Origin of the sequence: Arthrospira sp. PCC 8006, assembly GCF_046480465.1 — a bacterium.
In the GTDB taxonomy this organism is placed as follows: domain Bacteria; phylum Cyanobacteriota; class Cyanobacteriia; order Cyanobacteriales; family Microcoleaceae; genus Limnospira; species Limnospira platensis.
In genome coordinates this window covers 38,744-58,399 of record NZ_PKGG01000010.1, presented here as the reverse complement: position 1 = coordinate 58,399, position 19,656 = coordinate 38,744, and the positions used below count along the sequence as shown (strand labels likewise).

Here is a 19,656-nt window from a genome sequence, read left to right as displayed (position 1 = left end):
TTGTAAGGAGATGTCCGCATGGTTGTCGTTGCCCACCCAGACCGATTGGCCAGATTTAGATGGGACTTGTTTCGATGTCTCTGTGAGCAAAACAGGTGCTCACTCATGGKKCTCAACGAGACAAGTCTCAGTCGAGAACCAGAAATGGTTGAGGACATCCTCGCCATCCTCCACTGCTTCAGTTCCCGATTATACGGACGGAGTCAATATAAAACTCAGGTCAAAGAAGATCCGGATTTACCCCAGCCTAGAGCTAAATCAAGTCTGGCGTAAATGGCTGGCTGCTTGTCGGTATTGCTACAACCAAGCAATTGCATTATCCCGGAGTGGTAAACGACTAAGCAAGTTAAAGTTACGCTGCGGAAGTGATGCAGAGCGACTTGCCTGCATGGGTCAAAGAAACACCCGGCCATATTCGGCAGAATGCTATCTTTGATGCCTATCTCGCCTTTTCAGTCAGTCCTGGCGCAAGGTTTAGGAGCTGTCGGGATAGTTCTCAAGCCATCAAGTTTAACGATGCTAATTTCTCTTCAGGGAGTTGGTATCCAAGACTCACGAAAGGATTAACTTTCATGGTTTCCGAAGCTATCCCTAAAACTTGCGGGCAAGGGACTCAGTTGGTGTTTACCAAAGGTCGATGGTTGGCGATTTTCCCTGAACCAGTTGCCGTTACCCGAACTGAAGCGAATGGCGTAATTGCATTAGACCGGGGTGTCCGAACTTTCATAACTGGGTTTGATGGCTCTCGGTTTCTGGAATTGGGCTCCGGRGATATTGGACGCATTACTAGGYTATGTCAACATTTGGATGATTTGATGAGCCGAATCGCCAAGGAACTTAATCGTTCACGGCGACGCCGGATTAGGCAAGCGGCTCAACGAATGAGAACTAAAATCCGGAATTTAGTGGATGAGGCCCACAAGCAAATTGCTCATTACTTGACTAATGACTACAGCATAATTTTTCTGCCGACCTTCGAGACTTCCAACATGGTTGCCAAAGCCAAGCGGAAAATCAAATCCAAGACTGCCCGAGCCATGCTGACATGGGCGCATTATCGATTCAAACTAACCCTGAGACATCAAGGGGAAATAACTGGAACCACAGTTGTAGATGTGACGGAAGAATACACCAGCAAAACCTGTACTCACTGTGGTCATGTGCATTCCCAGCTAGGTGGCTCAAAAGTGTTCCGATGTCCTGAGTGTGGGTTCACTCTACCCAGGGACTGGAACGGTGCTTTTGGAATCTTTMTAAAAGCTTTGCGGGATACCGCCTCTGTTACCTTAACGGGTAATAGTGCTATCGTCGCATTGTCAGGCAATAGCCGGATAAATGTCGCGTAAATGTATTAGCAATCCAATTTTCCCCGGTACTTTGAGATAGTCTCCTTCAAACTTAACGTTGGCAGGATAACTCAAAGCCTGCCGACCATGCTTTGATTTGAAACGGGGTAACTGCGCCCGTTGTAGCCACGGCACAGATTAAGTCTTCAACTAAGGCCATAATTTGGAAATAGTCAGCATAGGCTTGATAGACTTCAATGGAGGTAAATTCTGGGTTATGGGTGCTATCAATTCCCTCGTTACGAAAGACACGACCAATCTCGAAAACTTTTTCCATACCGCCACAAACGGCACGTTTTAAGAACAATTCGGTAGCAATACGTAAGTATAAATCAATATCTAGGGCATTGTGATGGGTGATAAAGGGTCGCGYCGCCRCGCCGCCATAAATAGTCTGGAGGACGGGGGTTTCAATTTCATCAAATCCGGCATTCCATAGATAGGTGCGAATGCTGCGGATAATGCGGCTACGGAGTTTAAATCGCTGTAGGGATGTGGAATTACTAACTAGGTCTATTTCCCGGTGGCGGCGACAGAGTTCGGGGTCATTGATGCCATAGTAGGAGTCGGGGAAGGGTATGGTAGCTTTGGAGATCACGTCAAGGCGGGATACTTGAATGGAAAGTTCCCCCCGGTTGGTGCGGCAGCCAATACCCTCAACTCCGATAAAGTCGCCAATATCGAGAAGTTTTTTAATTTGGTTGAATGTTAAACCTGGGTCGCCTGTGACGAGTTTTTTCTCGATTTTAAGTTGAATGGTTGCTGATGCGTCGGTTAAGCCAATAAAGCCAATRCTACCGCTATCRCGTTTGAAGGTGATGCGACCACAGACTCGCAGGGGAAGTGCTTGGGGGTCGGCTTCTCCGTTGGCGAGTTGGTGTTGTGGTTGGGAAAAGTGATCGTGAATTTCTTGGGCGAGGTGCGATCGCTCAAAAGCTACGCTAGGATAGGGTTCAATACCCTGACTACGCAATTCTTGGACTTTTTGGGCACGAACTTCTAATTCGTTGCGGGTTGGATTCTCAGGCATTTCGGAAGTTACATTATAGATTAGAGTCCTAGGATCTCATATCATAGCGATGGTGAAGATCAGAAGAACCGGATATTTATCAGTTACTGTGGTTAACACTTGTTTATCCCATGAGGAAGGTTAAACCCAAAGTTAGGCTCGTTGTCCTGGGTGCTATTATACTGGCATTAGGTGCGATCGCTATTGGTTTGGCGTTCAGGCCTGATGCTGAAAAGGATTTGAAGGCTAATGGGGATGATCTGTTTGAGCCGATAGTGGGGAATCCTGGCTTTGAGGGGGAACCGCCGCCACAGGTGAGGCGCAATTTTCCTGATGGTGAGTTTCGGGGTGCTGATTTTTACCCGCGAGCCAAGGCTAGAATTAGGAGTAATCGGGTAAATGTTCGCCGACTGGCTACTCTCAACACTGGAAGTATTGCTAGGTTATCGGAGGGGACGGTGGTGGAGGTGGTCGATCGCATTGATAGTTCTGAGGACGGTTATATTTGGTATAAGGTTGTCCTTCCCGAAAGCGATCGCCAAGGATGGGTTCGCGGCGATTTACTTACCCAGATATCAGATTAAACATCACATCCCCTCTCCCCCTCTTCTCTGGGTTGTTTCTGGGTCTGTGGTTGCCCATCCCACCGCTAATGGTAAATTAGAGCATCTCTAGATCTGTTTATTGGTGAACCATCGGTAAACTAACCGACTCACCAACCAGCCGGATAAGATACTTAAAACAATCGTCGCTAGTCCCCCCCACCATAGGCTACTCACCGACGGTGGCTGGTTGGGATCTTTATCAATTTGACATTCCCATCCCTAAAAGCCAGCGATTCTTGAGCTAATCACAGCCCTTTATGGTGATGAGTTTGGGGCTTGCTGTTAAGGAGGTGTCGAAGGTGGAACAGGAAACGAATCGTTATTGGAGTTGGGAGTATTTGCGCCGGGGGATGAGGTGTGGGAGGCGATTCTGCTGCGGTAGTTGCGGAAGGATAGTAATTTGGGGTTGGTGATTTGGGAGGAATTGGGATTATAATTGCGGTTTCGTTACCTGTGCCGATTTGACCTAAGTTTTCTGCTGCTCGTCTACGGGTCCGCTCATCGGTAGTAGTTTCCAGAATATCAATTAACTCATCAATGCGCTTGTCTTTCATCATATTTTAGACCGCTCGCTTTAGAGTGGTTTTCAGATTAATCTCATAAAGGGCGAAGCATGACCGGATAAAGTCTCTGCTTTGAGAAACCGGGTTTCTTGTAGGAGCCAATAGCCATTCGCCCGTACTCGGTATGAAGCATAGATCGCCCCTCTCCTCTGTACTTGGGATAAACTGATTATAATCTGAGAAAAGGCTGTCAGCGCGGTGAGTATCCCCGGCGGGGACGGGAATAACGGTTGAGGGTGCCGGAATCACCGTGAAGAGTCTTCCCGGGAAAACCTGCTGCCTAAGTTGGTGTTATTTTTATCAGTAAAATGGGCGGATAAAGTGAATTGAGAAAGAGAATATGCAAGCAGAACAATATCCATTTTAGCAACTATTCCCAATCCGATCGCACTACCAAAGGGTAAGTATTCGGAGTCAGAAATTAAGCCCCTGGAAGCTGAAGCATCGATCGCACTCAGTTTAAGAGAGGAAAATCAAATGGCTGGGGAAATATGCCAGTCAGAATGGGAGCCAGAATAACAAGATAAATTAGCTACCCTTCACTTCAATAACTATAATTAAATAAAATATCTGTCCTTTTACCAGCGGATAGACATGACTCAAAGCCTAGACCCGACAATAGTACCGCCCGCTTTTCCAGATCACACGCAATTACCTGAATCCGACGGCACGTTTGTGAAAAACTTTCAAGAACATCCCCAGAGTATTTTATTGACCGATTCTCTGGAAAGCACATTGCAAACTCTCCACCCCGACGGACAATATGCGATCGCTCAAGATTCCGGCATTTATTGGCGGGAAACTGACCCGCCCGAACGGGGTGCCGAAGCCCCAGATTGGTTCTATGTTCCCAATGTGCCACCACAATTAGATGGTCAATATCGCCGTTCTTATGTATTATGGCGGGAGTATACGGCTCCTTTTGTTGCCATTGAATTAGCCAGCGGCGATGGTTCGGAAGAACGAGACAAAACCCCCCTCTCTCGTTTGCCAGAAGGCGGAAATCAAAAACCCGGAAAATTTTGGGTTTATGAGCAGATTATTCGCATTCCTTATTATGCAATTTATCTGATTAAAACCCATGAGTTAGAGGTTTATCACTGGGTGGATGGTCGCTATCATCGGTTGGAACCGAACGATCGCGGACATTATGCGATCGCCACTATGGGAGTCGAGTTGGGGGTGTGGTCAGGTAGCTATCAAAATCAGACTCAGCAATGGTTACGTTGGTGGGATAACCAGGGTAATTTATTGCTCACTGGTAGTGAATTAGCTAAACTCGAACGCCAACGGGCCGATCGCGCGGAACAAACCCAACGAGAAGCCATTCCTAAACTGCTGTCAATGGGTTTAAGTATAGAGCAAGTAGCTCAGGCTTTGTCGTTGTCGGTGGAAGATGTGGAAAAACTGGGTTAGAGATTAAAATCAACGGCGATCGCGGATAACTGCGATCGCTATTCAAGACTGTGGCGATAATTTCCAAGCCGATAAGGTTGCCAAAAGTGCATCAATTTAGAAGATGAAAATCACCTCAATAATCACGACCATCCCCATTAGTTGCTACTGGGAAATTTATGGTTTCCCAAGAAATGAAGTCTTAGCTGTTGGTATTAAGTTTAGTAACAACTCTTGAGCGATCGCTTTAACCACCGGAATTGTCACCGAATTTCCCAACTGACGATAAGCCTTATTCTGATTGGGGTGAAGTTGGAAAGAATCTGGGAACCCCTGTAAACGCGCCGCCTCACGGGGAGTAATTCGACGGACTCTTCCCCGATGATATACCCCCAATCGGTTCGCATCACTAGCCACCAAAGTCACCGATATTTTATCGGGGTCGAGAAACTTATAGACTTCAAAGGAAAAATTACCCGCCACTGGCTTATATTTATCATCAATAATTTGCAGATAGTTTTTGTCAACCAAAGACCCTAATAATTGCTGTAAATTTGGATGGGGATAAAAACTGGCAATTTGAGCCTGGGTGAGTAACTTCCCATCTTGATGTTGACCAAAAACCTTATGGCGGCGTTTAGTAATCAAGCGATTCATCAGGTCAATTTCCTGGGGGGTACAGTCTCCCCGTAACCCTAACTCCCAAGAGTGAATCGAGTTTCCTCCCCGATAGTCAATCAGTCTCACCCCATGTAATTTCTCTAAGTCCCCCYTCAGAAAAGTTCGTAATGCGGTGGTAAATTCCGCAGAACAATCATAATGTTGGGGGGGATTATCCTCTAAAATATCTCTGACTTTACAGGGAGTTTGATACGCCGAAAATAAAGACAGTTGACCGGACTGATAAGAGTGAGAATCCTTAGCCCCCAAATCGGACAAAAGGTTAAAGTGAGGGGTTTGATTCAGAACACCCATCATATAGGCTCGGACACGATTTTGGGGGACACCATAATTGGAGCTATTCAGTAAAAATAGGTCAAAACTATAACCCCGCTCTTGCATTTTTTGGCGAATTGTGTTAATAGTTTTTCCTTGGTCATGGGTGACTAAACCGCGAACATTCTCAAAAATAAAAGCCTGGGGTTGTTGGCTATCTATGAGGCGTAAAATCTCAAAAAACAAGGTTCCCCGCGTATCTCCAAATCCGGCTTTTTTTCCCGCGTATGAGAAACTTTGACAAGGAAATCCAGCCAGCAAAATATGATGAGGGGGAAGGGAGGAAATGGTCTTAATATCCCCTTGGGGAGTTTCGGAAAAGTTGGCTTGATAAACCTGTCTAGCATCCCTATCAATTTCACTACTGAGGAGACAATCAGGGATGCAACCGAAGGAGTCAACCGCCTGTTCAAAGCCGAGTCGCAATCCCCCAATTCCGGCGAATAAATCTATAAATTTAACAGTTTTCATTTTCTATAAAGTCGAGAATAAAGTGGTTTAAGTAATTCAGTTCTGACTCAGAAAATACCAAAAGCAAGTGGCTATACTCATCAATAGTATTCAGAGCAGATTGGCGTTGGAAGTTACCGACTCCATCAATGATATAAATAATCTTGTTACCCAAGCCATCAATCTGCTCAAATATTGATTTTGCTTGACCCGCTTTCCGCTCAATTGTGCTATTTGTGGTTTCCTGAAAGCTAATTTCAATTGCTATATATTTTTCACCTTTATTCAGGACGATATCAAAGTTGGTTTCTCTTTTTCCGATTTGCTTATGGCTGACTCCAGGAATGGTAGAATTGAGGTTGATATCAATATCCTTGTGATTTAACTTTTTGGATAAATATTTATATATATGACGTTGCAAAAGCTGACCTAAATCATTACTTTTAGCTCCTGCAGTAATACGGCTTAGATAAATATAACGCTGGCTTATAAACTCGGAAAGTTCATCGTACTTACCCATTAATTCTCCAATTTGACATCCCCAAGTCTTAAAAATGCCAGAAATTTTAGTATTTGTTGAATCTCCAGCAAACAGTATGACAACAATAATATCTTTATATACTTCAGACAAAGCGTGTTTTTTTAACAGCGATTTCTGGCTGGAAATGTTGAGTTTTTGGTTTGATAATATTCCTGATATGGGTAACGCCTGAAAACGATAACAAAATTGAGTATTGTTCCAAACATACTCTAATTGTCCATCGGGGAACAATAAATGAAACTCTTGATTTAAACGTTGTAGTTTTTCCCCTCCAAAATCTGCTAAAATTAGAAGGTGTTTGAGAAATAAATTAGCGGAGAGCTTTGATATTTCTAAAGCGGTAAAGATATCTAGGGGATTTTCTAATTCCAAGGCAAGAATTGAGAGAAACTGCTGTTGGGTTTCAATCAACACCGGGATAATACTCTGTTTGAGTTGTTGTTGAACCAAAAACTCTGGCCAGAATAAAGATGCTGACTGATGCAATTCCTCAATTGTTCGTTTTTGAACCATAGATGATTAAACAGTTTTCCTATCAGGATTTGTGAAGCCTTGACTAAATTTGGGCATCCCAAGGTAAATCTACCAGGTCTTAGAGGCTAAACTAAATTGGGGAATACCCAGGGGACGCAATATGCTATTAAGATAAGGTGGGATGGAGACGAGACGGAAAGTGGGGTAAAGTATGATTATATTGGGGCTGTTTTGGCGGCGCTGCAAACTGTAAACCTTAACATATAGCGCTGGCAGACTCGTTGTCAACCCTTTTTTGACCCGGTTTCTTTTTTTAAGGTATCGTGGGGAATTAGAAACCCGGCTTCTGGAAAAAAAACCGGGTTGGTTGGGGAGATGTTAGAAAGTATCGCTAAAATCTCTCAAATTCTACCCGTTTAACGCCATGGTTTCTGATTCCAAAGAAGCGGCTATTTGTTGTTGATTAAGACTACGACCAATAAACACCAGTTGAGTTTGGCGAGGTTCGTCGGTTTTCCAGGGGCGATCGAAGAAGGTCTCAAATCGGTTTCCGACTCCTTGAACTACCATCCGCATTGGTTTATTGGCGACGGCTACAAAACCTTTAATCCGGTAAATTTCAAACTGCTGGGCGATCGCCTTTAATTGATTGACTAAACTAGCCGAGTCCCCAACCGGATCTAAGACTAAATGCACAGCATTGATATCATCATCGTGTTCGTGTTCCTCTTCCTGGTCATGGTGACTAGGGCGACTGTCGAGATGGTCTTCTACGGCTGCATTAAAGCCTAATAATATGTCAGCGGAAATTTTACCTTGCTGACAGGAAACCATCTGCACTCCTGGGGTTAACTCCTGTTTTAGCCATTGGTGAACCCGCTGCTGAGAGTCTTCATCAATGCGATCGCCTTTCGTCAAAAGTACCAAATCAGCACAGGCTAACTGATCCTCAAATAACTCCTCAATTGGTGTTTCATGTTCCAAGGTTTCATCCGCTTGGCGCTGCTGTTCTAAAGCCTCTAAATCTCCCACCAGTTGACCATTAGCTAAGGCTTCACTATCAACTACCGTAATCACACCATCCACAGTGGCTTTAGTGCGAATTTCCGGCCATCGGAACGCTTGCACCAGTGGCTTGGGTAAAGCTAAACCAGAGGTTTCTATTAATATCGAATCAATCGTATCCTGGCGTTTAAGTAGTTCTTGCATAGTGGGCAAAAACTCTTCCTGGACGGTGCAACACAGACAACCATTGGCTAATTCGATGATATTAGTTTCCGTTTCTTCTTCGTCACACACTTGGCAAGATTTGAGGATTTCGCCATCAATACCTACTTCGCCAAATTCATTGACTAATACCGCGATACGACGACCTTGGTTATTTTGTAGTAAATGGCGGATTAGGGTGGTTTTTCCAGCCCCTAAAAATCCGGTGATGATGGTTACAGGAATTTTATGCACGGTTTTTTGACTCCTCCGAAATTATAGCGATTGGCTATCTATATAATGTTGAGATTTTCTTAGGGTTTAGATGGGCGATCGCTATGATATTTAGATTGTGAAAATACTAAATAAACCATCATCTATACCTCGCAGATGAATCAACAATAGGTTACTTATCGGCGGGCATTCTGACTGAGAGACCAACAGAGTCCCATCACAGTTGCGGGACAGCGCCGGACTTACACCGGACTTTCCCCGTTTCCTCTAAGGGCTGATTTCCCTTAGAACCGATATCGAGAATATCTTATCACAGGTTGGGCTAATTCGGGGAAAAACTAAAAAAAGTCCCTGCTTATTTCTAAACAGGGACGGTTTGTTATTAGTGACTAGGGAGAGATAGGTAAATTTGATGACTTAGGCTAAGTTAGTGAAAATCAAAGCCCCAATAGCGCCGCTAACGGCGATCGCCATCAGTAAATTTGTAAAAAATCTTCCGTATTCTGCATTATAGCCAAGGGCTTTATCTTCCTGACCACCTGTGAAGAATAAAGACCAGGCTTGGTTAGCGGTAATCACTTCTGAGGGACTGTTAAAGTCCGGTCGAAAGATTACGGGTCCCATCATGTATTGGTTAGGAAAGTTAAAATCTGTTTTCATACAATTCTCCGAAATGCTACTGAAATTATAGGCTGAGAAAATCTGGGTTTTACAGGCTAGTTAACCAGCCGATTAAACCATGTCCGGTTAATACTTCTAAGGCTAGGGCGGATACAAACCCGATCATAGCTAGTCGTCCGTTGAGTTTCTCTGCGTGTTTGTTGAAACCGAATTGTTGCGCTTCCTCTACATATACTTGGGGTTCGATCGCATAAACGTTTGCGCGTCCACCTTCTTCCATAATTTGTCCACGAACCATAATATTTTTGCCTCTTTGACTTCTTGTAAACAAATGTAACACACTACAAACAAATATTGCAAGTAGTTGACAAAATAAATTTGTGTGGTATAATTATTATTTTTTTGGGGCGGGGGGGTTGTTAAAAATTTATTAACAATGGGATTTTTAACCTAGTTATATGGTATTAATTAAAATTAATTCTCAATTAGCTCAACAAGAGCCAATAGATTATGGACAATGATAACTACTGTGCCGATGTATCCGTGAACTGCTTTGATGGTGGATCAAGCTGGTCAGGATTTACTTACCTCAAAGACAACACTGGTCACGATCGCACCATAAGTGAATCACCAGAATCATTGGTTGTAGTGGGCAAACCATCAACTCCGGGAGCCTTTGCTTTGTCGGAGGCGAAGGTAGGCGATCGCTTATATATAGTTGCTCTCAACTGTGCCGGAGGCAATACCCGTCTAATGGGAATGGGGTTAATGCCCGGTGTAGAATTAAATGTCATTAGTTCCACAACCAGTGGATCAGTGATTATCGCCCTAGGCGACCATCGCTTAGGACTGGGGGCAGATATGGCTGAGAATATTCAGGTCGCCACAGAAAACCTCACCCAGTCCAAAAGGAAACTCTCATCAATGAATAAAACTAATGTTGTGCAGTTGCGCCATGCGGCGATCGGTTCTCGGTTGCGGGTGGTTGGTTATGACTCTGGTGCGGGTAGCTACAAACGGAAATTATTAGCCATGGGATTAACTCCAGGGGTGGAATTTACAGTCAAACGCCACGCCCCTTTAGGAGACCCGACCCAAATTGAGGTCAGGGGATTTAACCTGAGTTTACGCAAAGACGAAGCAGATGCCCTCCAGGTGGCATTAATCGACCCATCCTAAACGAGGAACAAAATTGTGAGTCAGTCTATGGAAGTGAACCGCCAAACCGATAACAAGGCGGCGGTGTCCTGTATTGCTTTGGTGGGGAACCCTAACTGTGGGAAAACGACCCTATTTAACGCTTTAACTGGTAGTAATCAGCGGGTAGGTAACTGGCCCGGAGTTACCGTAGAACGGAAAGAGGGAAGCTATCGTTATCAAAACCAGACCATCAAAGTCATTGACCTACCAGGGGTTTACTCTCTGGACGTGGAAGATGCCAGCACAGGATTAGATGAACAGGTAGCGCGAGACTATTTACTATCGGGTGAAGCCACCCTAATTATCAATATCGTAGATGCGTCCAACCTAGAGCGAAATCTGTATCTAACCACCCAACTACTGGAAATGGGTTTACCGATCGCGATCGCCCTGAATATGATAGATATAGCCAAGCAGCGGCAAATTACCATTGATGCCCAACAATTAGGCGATCGCTTAGGCTGTCCCGTAATTCCCATGAGTGCTAGTTCCGGGCGAGGGGTAGAACAACTGCGGGAAATTGTCCGAGATGCCATACATTTGGCAGACCGCCCCCAAGCCAAAGTCGCCTATCCAGCCGTTATCGAAGCCGCCCTAAGTGAAATTACCGAATCGGTAGCCCAACAATATAACTACTTACCCCCAGACCATCGTTGGCAAAGTCTCAGTTTATTGCAATATGACGATCGCCAAAGTTTGGTTAATCAAGATGTCGTTAAGCAAATTGCCACCCACCGTCACCGCATACACCAAACCCTGGGAGAAGATATCGACCTATTGATTGCTGATGCTCGCTATAGCTGGATTCATCAGATGTTACAGGGTATCACACAGCGATCGGATGTAGTACAACAGCACGTTTCCGATCGCATTGATCAGGTCATCCTCAGTCGCGCCTGGGGTATGCCCATTTTCTTGGTAGTCATGTACCTGATGTTCCTGATTTCCATTAACTTTGGCGGCGCATTTATCGACTTTTTTGAGATCGCCTTTGGTACCGTATTTGTAGATGGCATGGCTCATGGTCTTGAGCAAATTAACGCCCCTGGTTGGTTAATCGGCACTCTCGCCGAAGGAGTTGGCGGCGGTATCCAAACCACCGCTACATTTATCCCCCAAATTGGCTTAATGTTTATCTGTCTAGCCATCTTAGAAGACTCTGGCTATCTCGCCCGCGCCGCCTTTGTTATGGATCGGTTTATGCGGTTTATGGGGCTTCCGGGTAAATCTTTTGTGCCCATGATGGTCGGTTTTGGCTGCAATATTCCCGGTATTATGGCAACCAGGACCTTAGAAAATCCTCGCGATCGCCTAATGACCGTCTTAATGAATCCCTTTATGTCCTGTGGGGCGCGCCTACCAGTTTATGCCCTATTTGTAGCAGCATTTTTCCCCAGAAACGGACAAAATATCGTTTTCTTACTTTACATCATCGGCATTTTAGCCGCCGTGTTCACCGGGTTAGTCATGAAGCATACCCTCTTACGCGGTCAATCTGCCCCCTTTGTCATGGAATTACCCCCCTATCATATTCCCACCCCCAAAGGTGTATTAATCCGCGCTTGGGAAAGGTTAAAAGCCTTTATCACCCGCGCCGGGAAAATGATTGTGATTGTCGTGTTAATTCTGGGTTTATTAAACTCTGTCGGAACCGATGGTTCTTTCGGGAAACAAGATAGCCAGGATTCTCTTTTGAGTGCCGTTAGTCGCACAATTACCCCAGTTTTTAGCCCCATGGGAATCACTCAAGATAATTGGCCGGCTACTGTCGGCTTATTTACCGGAGTATTTGCCAAAGAGGTCATGGTTGGTAGTATGGATGCCCTTTATAAGCAATTAGGGGCTGATCAAGCATCCGCTGCCGACTCCGAGGAAGAAGCAGAAGAAGAATTTAGTTTTTGGGGAGGTATGGCCGAAGCCTTTGCTAGTATTCCCGCTAACTTAGCTGATTTAGGTAATCAAATACTTGATCCGGTTGGTTTAAGTATTATGGAAAGCACTGATAATCAGGAAGAAGCCGCCACAGCACAGCAGGTTAGTTATAGCACCTTTGGTCAAATGTCTCAACGGTTTCGTAGTTCTAGCGCCGCTTTTGCTTTCCTGTTATTTGTGTTGCTTTATTTCCCCTGTGTGTCTGCAATTGCCGCTGTTTACCGGGAAACTAATCTGGGTTGGACGGTGTTTGTGGCGCTTTGGACTACTGGACTAGCCTACTGGGTTGCTAGTTTCTACTATCAGGCCATGAATTTATCACAAAATACCGGAGAGGCTTTGGGTTTATTGATGGGACTTTGTATTGTCATGGGTGCTACTTTAGTCAGTCTCAAAGCTGTTAGTAACCGTCGCCATTCTCCCCGTTTGTAGTCGGGGTTGCACTTGCCAAAAAAGCAGGTTATCTCACCTGTTGCTATTAGCCTTTTTTGTGGTAGCTAGTCTCAAAGATTTGTGAAAATTCTGTTTCTCCGTGTTAACAGGTATATTCATGATAAAATAGAGACTAGCGATCGCAGCTTTATACGGTGGTAAATTATGCTACTTCAACAACTGCAAAATCATCTCAGAAATCATGGTCGCGTTTCTTTGGCAGAATTAGAACATCAAATGAAAATTGATGCGGAAACCCTGCGATTAATGCTGGGAAAATTAATTAGAAAAGGGCGGGTTTGTAAGGTGGAAGGTAAAGCCTGCGGAGGCTGTCATAGTTGCCCCCCAGAAGCGATCGAGTTTTACGAATGGATATCTCCCTAATTTAATGAGTGAATCAGGAGTTAATCAAGATGTCAAATAATCCAGAATTTGATGACCTTAAACAGGCTTTATGTGAAGCCATACAGGATGAATATAAAGCCTGTGCAACCTATCGGTTAATTATCCAAAAATTCGGACCGATTAAACCTTTTGTGAATATTATCGAAGCTGAAAAACGGCATATACAGGCATTAATGCCACTGTTTATCAGGTATAATATTCCCATACCAGAGGATGACTGGGAAACTCGTATAATTCCCCCCAACTCGGTAGAAGAAGCCTGCGAACAAGGAGTTAAAGCCGAAATTGAAAATGGGGAAATGTATCAAAGGTTATTGAAAGACACATCAAACTACTGGGATGTACAAAATGTGTTCTTAAATTTGCAACGTGCATCCCAAGAAAACCATTTACCCGCCTTTAAACGTTGTGTCAGCAGAGGTAGTCAAACTATAGCCATATCTAACCACAAAAACTGTGATGGTGGACACCGACATCGACACCGCAGAGGTTGTCAATAGTTATCCTAGTTATATGGTTGGTAAATTTCCATGGTATACTCTCCTAAAAATAAGGTAAATTGACGATGACTGATTCAGCATTATCTACAGAAGTTAAAACCGTAGAAAATCCCGATATTCTTCCCCAAATAGGTCGGTGGTTAGAAGACTATGAGGAAGTGGTGACGATTTTACCTGTGTTGGCGGGTTTATTAGTTACCAGTCGCCTGCGGCTACGGGGCGCGCAAGCCTTGATGGTTAACCTGTTAATGGCAGCAATTATTCGTCAATTAGTTAGACAATTAAAACAGGAGGCTAAGGCTAACTCTCCGGCTACTAATTCGACTCAAGCTGAAAGTCCTAACAACCATCAAGATAATAGTCCGACAGCTACCACAACTCAAACCGAAGATTATACCATTGTCCATTCTATACCCGGACGGCTTCGGCTGCGTATTCCCCGTTTAATGACTGATGTTCTCTATGCGAAACGGTTAGAAAAACTTTTGTCTGATGAACAGCGAGTTAAATCGGTACGCATTAACCGGACGGCTGCATCTTTGATTATTCAATATGACCCGGCTGGGGTTTCAGAATTGGAATTAGGTATGTATTTAGTTAGTATCCTAGAAATTGCTGAAACTACTGCTAAACCAGATGAAAATTCCGTCCCCGATGATTCTGAAGCAACATCATGACCACTGCAATATCACCATCATTATCTAATCAAGAATGCCAGGTTATTCATCAGGTGGCTGGACGGACTCGGTTTCGGCTTCCCCTATTAGCTAAACATCCTCAATTAGCTACTGAAATTCAGCCACTTTTAGAAAAACACTCCGGTATTACCTCTGTGCGGATTAACCGGGTAGCCGCCTGTATGGTGGTTCAGTATGTCCCTAATCAATTGGCGGCGGTTGACTTATCAAATTTGGTGATTAATGCAGTCAAAGACTTGACAAATCAAGAGTTTTATGATAAGCCAAATTTTAGGGTTAATAATGAGCCGAAAACCCCGGAAGAATCAGGGGATTTAGAGGAAACCGAGTCGAGTCTGAGGCTGCCAATTATAGCGACGGCGTTGGCGGTTTTAAGTCGGTTTCCGCAATTAACACGATTGCGACCCGTGGCGAGAATAGCGTTTATTCTAGCGGCTTTTCCTGTGGCTAAACGGGCTTTTAATAGCTTGATTAATCAGCGACGGTTGAATATTGATTGTCTGGATTTTCTCGCCCTGAGTTTAAGCGCGACTCAGGGTAAGTTAGTTACCCCGGCTATGGTGATTTTACTGCATGAATTGGGGGATGTAATTCGGGAAAAAACGGCGCGGGCGACGGAGGTACGCACGGCGAGTTTGATGGATGCTATTGGTAGGTTTGCATGGGTGGTGGTGGATGATTTACCCCCTAAACAAATCCCAAGCGATCGCCTTCAGGTGGGGGATAAGGTCGTGGTTTATCCGGGGGAACAAATCCCCGTAGATGGTACTGTTTTAAAAGGGGAAGCCGTTATTGATGAACAGGGTTTAACTGGGGAAGCAATGCCATTAGTTAAACGGGTGGGAGAATCCGTTTTAGCTTCTACTTTGGTGCGTTCAGGACAGCTTTATTTACAAGCCGATCGCGTCGGTTCCCAAACTAGGGCAGCTTTGAGTATAGAATTATTACAAAAGGCTCCCGTCTATGATACCCGCATGGCTAACTATGCCGAAAAAGTAGCAGATAGGTTAATCTGGCCGTCTCTACTATTGGCGGGTATTGTATTAGTGACTAGCCGAGATTCTGCCAGGGCTGCCGCTATTCTTACCCTCGATTTTGTTACCGGAATTAGAGTGTCAATACCTACGGCTTTTTGGGGTGCATTAAATCATACAACCCGCCATGGTATCTTGGTTCGCAGTGGTCGGACTTTGGAACAACTCGCCGAAGTTGATACCGTGGTTTTTGATAAAACCGGAACTCTGACCGAGGGTGAAATTGCGATCGCTGCGGTGCGGACTATTCCCGGAGGAATGTCAGAAACCGAACTGCTAAAACTGGCGGCGGCGGCGGAAATGAGGCTTAATCACCCCGTTGCAGAGGCGATCGTTAATTATGCTGCTCAACTTGACATTACTATTCCCCCACGGGGAGAATGGTTCTATGATTTGGGCTTGGGAGTACGAGCCGAAATTGAAGGCCATCAGGTATTGGTGGGAAGTCAACGTTTTCTGGAACAACAGGGGGTTAATTGGGGTGATAATTCCCTGATTGCTCAGATGACAACTACCCAAATGACCCAAATTTATGTAGCTTGTGATGGCAATTTTCAAGGGGTGATTGAATATACTGACCCCCTGAAACCCGAAAGCGATCGCCTCCTACAAGCCCTACAACAAAATTATGGTATTCAGGTACATTTACTCACCGGAGATAACCCCCAACGCGCCGCCTTCGTTGCTGAACAATTAGGGATTCCTAAATCGCGGGTTTATGCGGAAGCCTTCCCCGATGAAAAAGCTCGTATTGTTCGTGATTTACATCGCGCCGGTCGGACTGTCGCTTTTGTCGGAGATGGGTTAAATGATTCCGTAGCTTTAGCTTATGCCGATGTTTCCATTTCCTTTGCACATGGTTCTGATATTGCGAGAGAAACCGCTGATGTGGTGTTGATGAACAATAACCTCTTAGATGTTTTAGAAGCCATTGATATCGCCCGTCAAACTCGCAATTTAATTGACCAAAATATCGCTCTCGTCGTAGCCCCGAATTTAGCAGCTTTGGGGTTGGCTTCCACCGTCGGACTCAATCCTTTAGTGGCCACTGCTATCCACAATGGTTCAGCGATCGCAGCCGGAATGAACAGTCTCCGACCCCTGGTTCAACACCAAATGGACAACGGATAATTGTAGGGGCGCGCCTCCACCGTCAATTATATTTAGTCACCAGAAGACTAATAAACCCGCCCCCGATAATTGTAGGGGCGGGTTCCACCGTCAATTATATCTAGTCACCAGAAGACTCATAAACCCGCCCCCCACCGGCTAATTAATCGATAGGATAACGGACAACCGATAATTGTAGGGGCGGGTTCCACCGTCAATTATATCTAGTCACCAGAAGACTCATAAACCCGCCCCCCACCGGCTAATTAATCGATAGGATAACGGACAACCGATAATTGTAGGGGCGSGYCTCCACCGTCAATTATATCTAGTCACCAGAAGACTAATAAACCCGCCCCCCACCGGCTAATTAATCGATACACTAATAAACCTGCCCTCTGGTGAGAGGGGGAGAGGGGGAGAGGGGGAGAGGGGGAAAGGAAAGGTTTTTTTGTGAGTTTCGGCCAGATAGGTTAAAATTATTAAGAGATGTGAAATTTTTGCATTTCCAGATAATCTCTGTTATCCCAACTGATCAAGTATGTCTCTTCCCATTCGCAACGTTGCTATTATCGCTCACGTCGATCACGGCAAAACCACATTAGTAGATGCTCTTCTCAAACAGTCCGGTATTTTCCGGGAAGGGGAAGATGTCCCGGACTGTATTATGGACTCCAATGATATTGAACGGGAACGGGGAATTACGATTCTCTCTAAAAATACCGCCGTTCGCTACGGAGAAACACTAATTAATATTGTCGATACCCCCGGCCACGCCGACTTTGGCGGAGAAGTGGAACGGGTGCTAGGTATGGTTGATGGCTGTATACTGATTGTCGATGCTAACGAAGGCCCGATGCCTCAAACGCGCTTTGTCCTGAAAAAGGCGCTAGAAAAGGGACTCCGCCCCATTGTGGTGATTAACAAAATCGATCGCCCTCGCGCCGAACCCTATGGCGCAGTTGATAAAGTTCTCGACCTATTCTTGGAACTAGGGGCAGATGATGATCAGTGCGAATTTCCCTATCTGTTTGCATCAGGTTTAGCAGGATACGCCAAACAGGACTTGGAAGAGGAAGGGGTAGATATGAAACCCCTGTTTGAGTATATTATCGACCATGTACCACCACCTGTAGGCGACCCAGAAAAGCCCCTACAACTGCAAGTTACCACCCTAGACTATTCCGAATATGTAGGCCGTATCGTTATTGGTAAAATCCATAATGGAGTGATTAGAGCCGGACAACAGGCTGCTTTAGTTAAGGAAAATGGCGAGGTAGTCCGTAGCAAAATCACCAAGTTAATGGGATTTGAAGGCCTGAGCCGGATTGATTTAGAATCCTCTAGCGCCGGAAACCTAGTAGCTGTGGCGGGTTTCAGTGATGCTAATATTGGGGAAACGATTACCTGTCCTAATGAACCCCAGGCTTTACCTTTAATCCGGGTTGATGAACCGACTTTGCAAATGGCTTTCTCGGTGAATGATTCCCCGTTTGCAGGTCAGGAAGGTACTTATGTGACTTCTCGACAATTGCGCGATCGCTTAATGCGAGAATTAGAAACTAACGTCGCCCTGCGGGTTGAAGAAACCGACTCCCCTGATAAATTCATGGTTTCCGGTCGTGGGGAACTCCATCTAGGTATTTTAATTGAAAATATGCGCCGGGAGGGTTACGAGTTCCAAGTATCCCAACCCCAGGTAATTTACCGAGAAGTTAGCGGTCAACCCTGCGAACCCTTTGAATATCTGGTTTTAGATGTTCCAGAAGAGGCTGTAGGGAGTTGTATGGAACGTTTGGGTCAGCGCCGCGCCGAAATGCAGGATATGCGTATGGGGGTTAATGGTCGCGGCCAATTGGAATTTGTAGTTCCCGCCCGTGGTTTAGTAGGTTTCCGGGGGGAATTTATGCGGATGACCCGTGGTGAAGGGATTATGAACCATAGCTTCCTAGAATATCGTCCCATGAGTGGAGATATTGAAGCGCGACGCAATGGGGTGTTAATTTCTTTTGAAGAGGGGGTTAGCACTTTCTACGCCCTGAAAAATGCTGAGGATAGGGGTGTGTTTTTCATTACCCCAGGAACTAAGGTTTATAAAGGTATGATTGTTGGGGAACACAACCGACCCCAAGACCTGGAGTTAAATGTCTGCAAAACTAAGCAGTTAACTAACCACCGTTCTGCTACTGGGGATGAATTGGTACAATTACAGACTCCTATGGATATGAGTTTAGAACGTGCCTTAGAATATATCGGCCCTGATGAGTTGGTGGAGGTTACTCCTGAGTCCGTGCGTCTGCGTAAGGTGAGTAAAAAGTTGGTTAAACGCTAAACCTAGCTAAAACTGCCTTGTGGCAAGGGTTAAGTGGGCGGGGTTGCTCTAGCTGTTTATTACACAATACAGCGCGCACCCGCCCCTAAGTTTTAAGTTTTTATGGGCCGGGGACAGGGAACCGTCAGGAAATCTTGACCCCCATTTAAATAAAGGTTATTGACATATTATGAATTGTGTTATAATTGATAAAATATACAAAACGTTCATCTCCCCCACCCGTTAACTTAACTGGCTGTTTGTCCAGTTATTGCTTAACGTTCTGAGGAAGACGGAAGTAGGGACCCATGCCCGAAGGAACGCGCCACATTTTGACAGTTGGTTGAAGGGAGTAAGTACAATGTTTGTACCTTCTTTGGTGGCTTTTTCCGTCGCTTGCTTGGCGATTTACTTGAGTTTTCAGACTTCTGAGGAGGTTGTTAAAGTTGGAGCGAGGGGGACTGCATTTGTCTGTTTATTGATCAGTCTGGTTTATGCACCTTGGTCAGTTTTGCTGGTCTTAATTGTTCCAGTATTGGCTTTCCGACTGGCATAACAGAGATTTGCGTGATTTTCTCCTGAAAAATGATAGAT

The 19,656-nt window shown here is 45.0% G+C and carries 18 protein-coding genes, 2 pseudogenes and 2 riboswitches; of the genes and pseudogenes, 13 read left to right on the top strand and 7 right to left on the bottom strand.

Annotated elements, in window-relative coordinates:
* Positions 1–6: 6 nt before the first annotated feature.
* From B9T16_RS03365 to B9T16_RS03355, 3 genes and pseudogenes are all read left to right on the top strand, one after another.
* Positions 7–273, top strand: a pseudogene (locus tag B9T16_RS03365) (IS607 family transposase); the annotation flags it as partial.
* Positions 209–436, top strand: a complete 228-nt coding sequence (locus B9T16_RS03360) for a helix-turn-helix domain-containing protein (RefSeq protein WP_410244098.1) — start codon at positions 209–211, stop codon at positions 434–436. The pseudogene B9T16_RS03365 and the gene B9T16_RS03360, both read left to right, overlap by 65 nt.
* Positions 369–1,346 (top strand): RNA-guided endonuclease InsQ/TnpB family protein, encoded by a 978-nt coding sequence (locus B9T16_RS03355; RefSeq protein ID WP_410244095.1) that lies wholly within the window; start codon positions 369–371, stop codon positions 1,344–1,346. The genes B9T16_RS03360 and B9T16_RS03355 overlap by 68 nt, the downstream gene beginning before the upstream one ends.
* 121 nt (positions 1,347–1,467) lie before the next feature.
* Here B9T16_RS03355 and B9T16_RS03350 read toward each other — a convergent pair.
* Positions 1,468–2,376 (bottom strand): annotated as a pseudogene (locus tag B9T16_RS03350) (amino acid--tRNA ligase-related protein); the annotation flags it as partial.
* A 110-nt stretch (positions 2,377–2,486) separates the two neighbouring features.
* On the opposite strand from B9T16_RS03350, the gene B9T16_RS03345 reads away from it, so the two are divergent.
* The gene (locus B9T16_RS03345; RefSeq protein ID WP_014275877.1) at positions 2,487–2,939 is read left to right on the top strand and encodes an SH3 domain-containing protein; all 453 of its coding nucleotides are present in this window, start codon (positions 2,487–2,489) and stop codon (positions 2,937–2,939) included.
* Between the two features lie 266 nt (positions 2,940–3,205).
* Here B9T16_RS03345 and B9T16_RS03340 read toward each other — a convergent pair whose 3' ends face one another.
* Positions 3,206–3,517 (bottom strand): hypothetical protein, encoded by a 312-nt coding sequence (locus tag B9T16_RS03340; protein ID WP_410244094.1) that lies wholly within the window; start codon positions 3,515–3,517, stop codon positions 3,206–3,208.
* 600 nt (positions 3,518–4,117) lie between these two features.
* On the opposite strand from B9T16_RS03340, the gene B9T16_RS03335 reads away from it, so the two are divergent.
* Positions 4,118–4,939 carry a Uma2 family endonuclease gene (locus B9T16_RS03335; RefSeq protein WP_410244093.1) on the top strand — a complete coding sequence of 274 codons (822 nt, stop codon included), beginning with the start codon at positions 4,118–4,120 and terminating at the stop codon, positions 4,937–4,939.
* Positions 4,940–5,095: 156 nt separating this feature from the next.
* Here the strand turns inward: B9T16_RS03335 and dcm are convergent, their stop codons facing one another.
* From dcm to B9T16_RS03310, 5 genes are all read right to left on the bottom strand, one after another.
* Entirely contained in the window at positions 5,096–6,385 is a 1,290-nt protein-coding gene (gene dcm / locus B9T16_RS03330) for a DNA (cytosine-5-)-methyltransferase (protein WP_410244092.1), read from the bottom strand.
* On the bottom strand, positions 6,372–7,418 hold the full coding sequence (locus B9T16_RS03325) for a DpnII family type II restriction endonuclease (protein WP_410244091.1): 1,047 nt from the start codon (positions 7,416–7,418) through the stop codon (positions 6,372–6,374). Before B9T16_RS03325 ends, dcm begins: the two co-directional genes overlap by 14 nt.
* Before the next feature lie 369 nt (positions 7,419–7,787).
* On the bottom strand, positions 7,788–8,840 hold the full coding sequence (gene cobW / locus B9T16_RS03320) for a cobalamin biosynthesis protein CobW (protein WP_410244090.1): 1,053 nt from the start codon (positions 8,838–8,840) through the stop codon (positions 7,788–7,790).
* A 142-nt stretch (positions 8,841–8,982) separates the two neighbouring features.
* A riboswitch (cobalamin riboswitch) is annotated at positions 8,983–9,129 on the bottom strand.
* A 107-nt stretch (positions 9,130–9,236) separates the two neighbouring features.
* Entirely contained in the window at positions 9,237–9,479 is a 243-nt protein-coding gene (locus B9T16_RS03315; protein WP_006618019.1) for a hypothetical protein, read from the bottom strand.
* A 49-nt stretch (positions 9,480–9,528) separates the two neighbouring features.
* Positions 9,529–9,738 carry a chlorophyll a/b-binding protein gene (locus B9T16_RS03310; protein WP_006618020.1) on the bottom strand — a complete coding sequence of 70 codons (210 nt, stop codon included), beginning with the start codon at positions 9,736–9,738 and terminating at the stop codon, positions 9,529–9,531.
* Between the two features lie 212 nt (positions 9,739–9,950).
* On the opposite strand from B9T16_RS03310, the gene B9T16_RS03305 reads away from it, so the two are divergent.
* From B9T16_RS03305 to B9T16_RS03270, 8 genes are all read left to right on the top strand, one after another.
* Positions 9,951–10,619 carry a ferrous iron transport protein A gene (locus tag B9T16_RS03305; protein ID WP_006618021.1) on the top strand — a complete coding sequence of 223 codons (669 nt, stop codon included), beginning with the start codon at positions 9,951–9,953 and terminating at the stop codon, positions 10,617–10,619.
* A 27-nt stretch (positions 10,620–10,646) separates the two neighbouring features.
* Positions 10,647–13,004 carry a Fe(2+) transporter permease subunit FeoB gene (feoB, locus tag B9T16_RS03300; protein WP_410244097.1) on the top strand — a complete coding sequence of 786 codons (2,358 nt, stop codon included), beginning with the start codon at positions 10,647–10,649 and terminating at the stop codon, positions 13,002–13,004.
* Between the two features lie 165 nt (positions 13,005–13,169).
* Positions 13,170–13,388, top strand: coding sequence for a FeoC-like transcriptional regulator (locus tag B9T16_RS03295; RefSeq protein ID WP_006618023.1), 219 nt, complete (start codon positions 13,170–13,172; stop codon positions 13,386–13,388).
* A gap of 29 nt (positions 13,389–13,417) precedes the next feature.
* The gene (locus B9T16_RS03290; RefSeq protein WP_410244089.1) at positions 13,418–13,909 is read left to right on the top strand and encodes a ferritin-like domain-containing protein; all 492 of its coding nucleotides are present in this window, start codon (positions 13,418–13,420) and stop codon (positions 13,907–13,909) included.
* 65 nt (positions 13,910–13,974) lie between these two features.
* On the top strand, positions 13,975–14,586 hold the full coding sequence (locus B9T16_RS03285; protein WP_410244088.1) for an HMA2 domain-containing protein: 612 nt from the start codon (positions 13,975–13,977) through the stop codon (positions 14,584–14,586).
* Positions 14,583–16,772, top strand: coding sequence for a heavy metal translocating P-type ATPase (locus B9T16_RS03280; RefSeq protein ID WP_410244087.1), 2,190 nt, complete (start codon positions 14,583–14,585; stop codon positions 16,770–16,772). Before B9T16_RS03285 ends, B9T16_RS03280 begins: the two co-directional genes overlap by 4 nt.
* Positions 16,773–17,292: 520 nt before the next feature.
* Positions 17,293–19,083 carry a translational GTPase TypA gene (gene typA, locus B9T16_RS03275; RefSeq protein ID WP_006617677.1) on the top strand — a complete coding sequence of 597 codons (1,791 nt, stop codon included), beginning with the start codon at positions 17,293–17,295 and terminating at the stop codon, positions 19,081–19,083.
* Positions 19,084–19,284: 201 nt separating this feature from the next.
* Positions 19,285–19,389: riboswitch (Glutamine riboswitch) on the top strand.
* Between the two features lie 34 nt (positions 19,390–19,423).
* Positions 19,424–19,618: a hypothetical protein gene (locus B9T16_RS03270; RefSeq protein WP_006617676.1), complete on the top strand. Its 195-nt coding sequence runs from the start codon at positions 19,424–19,426 to the stop codon at positions 19,616–19,618.
* Positions 19,619–19,656 lie beyond the last annotated feature (38 nt).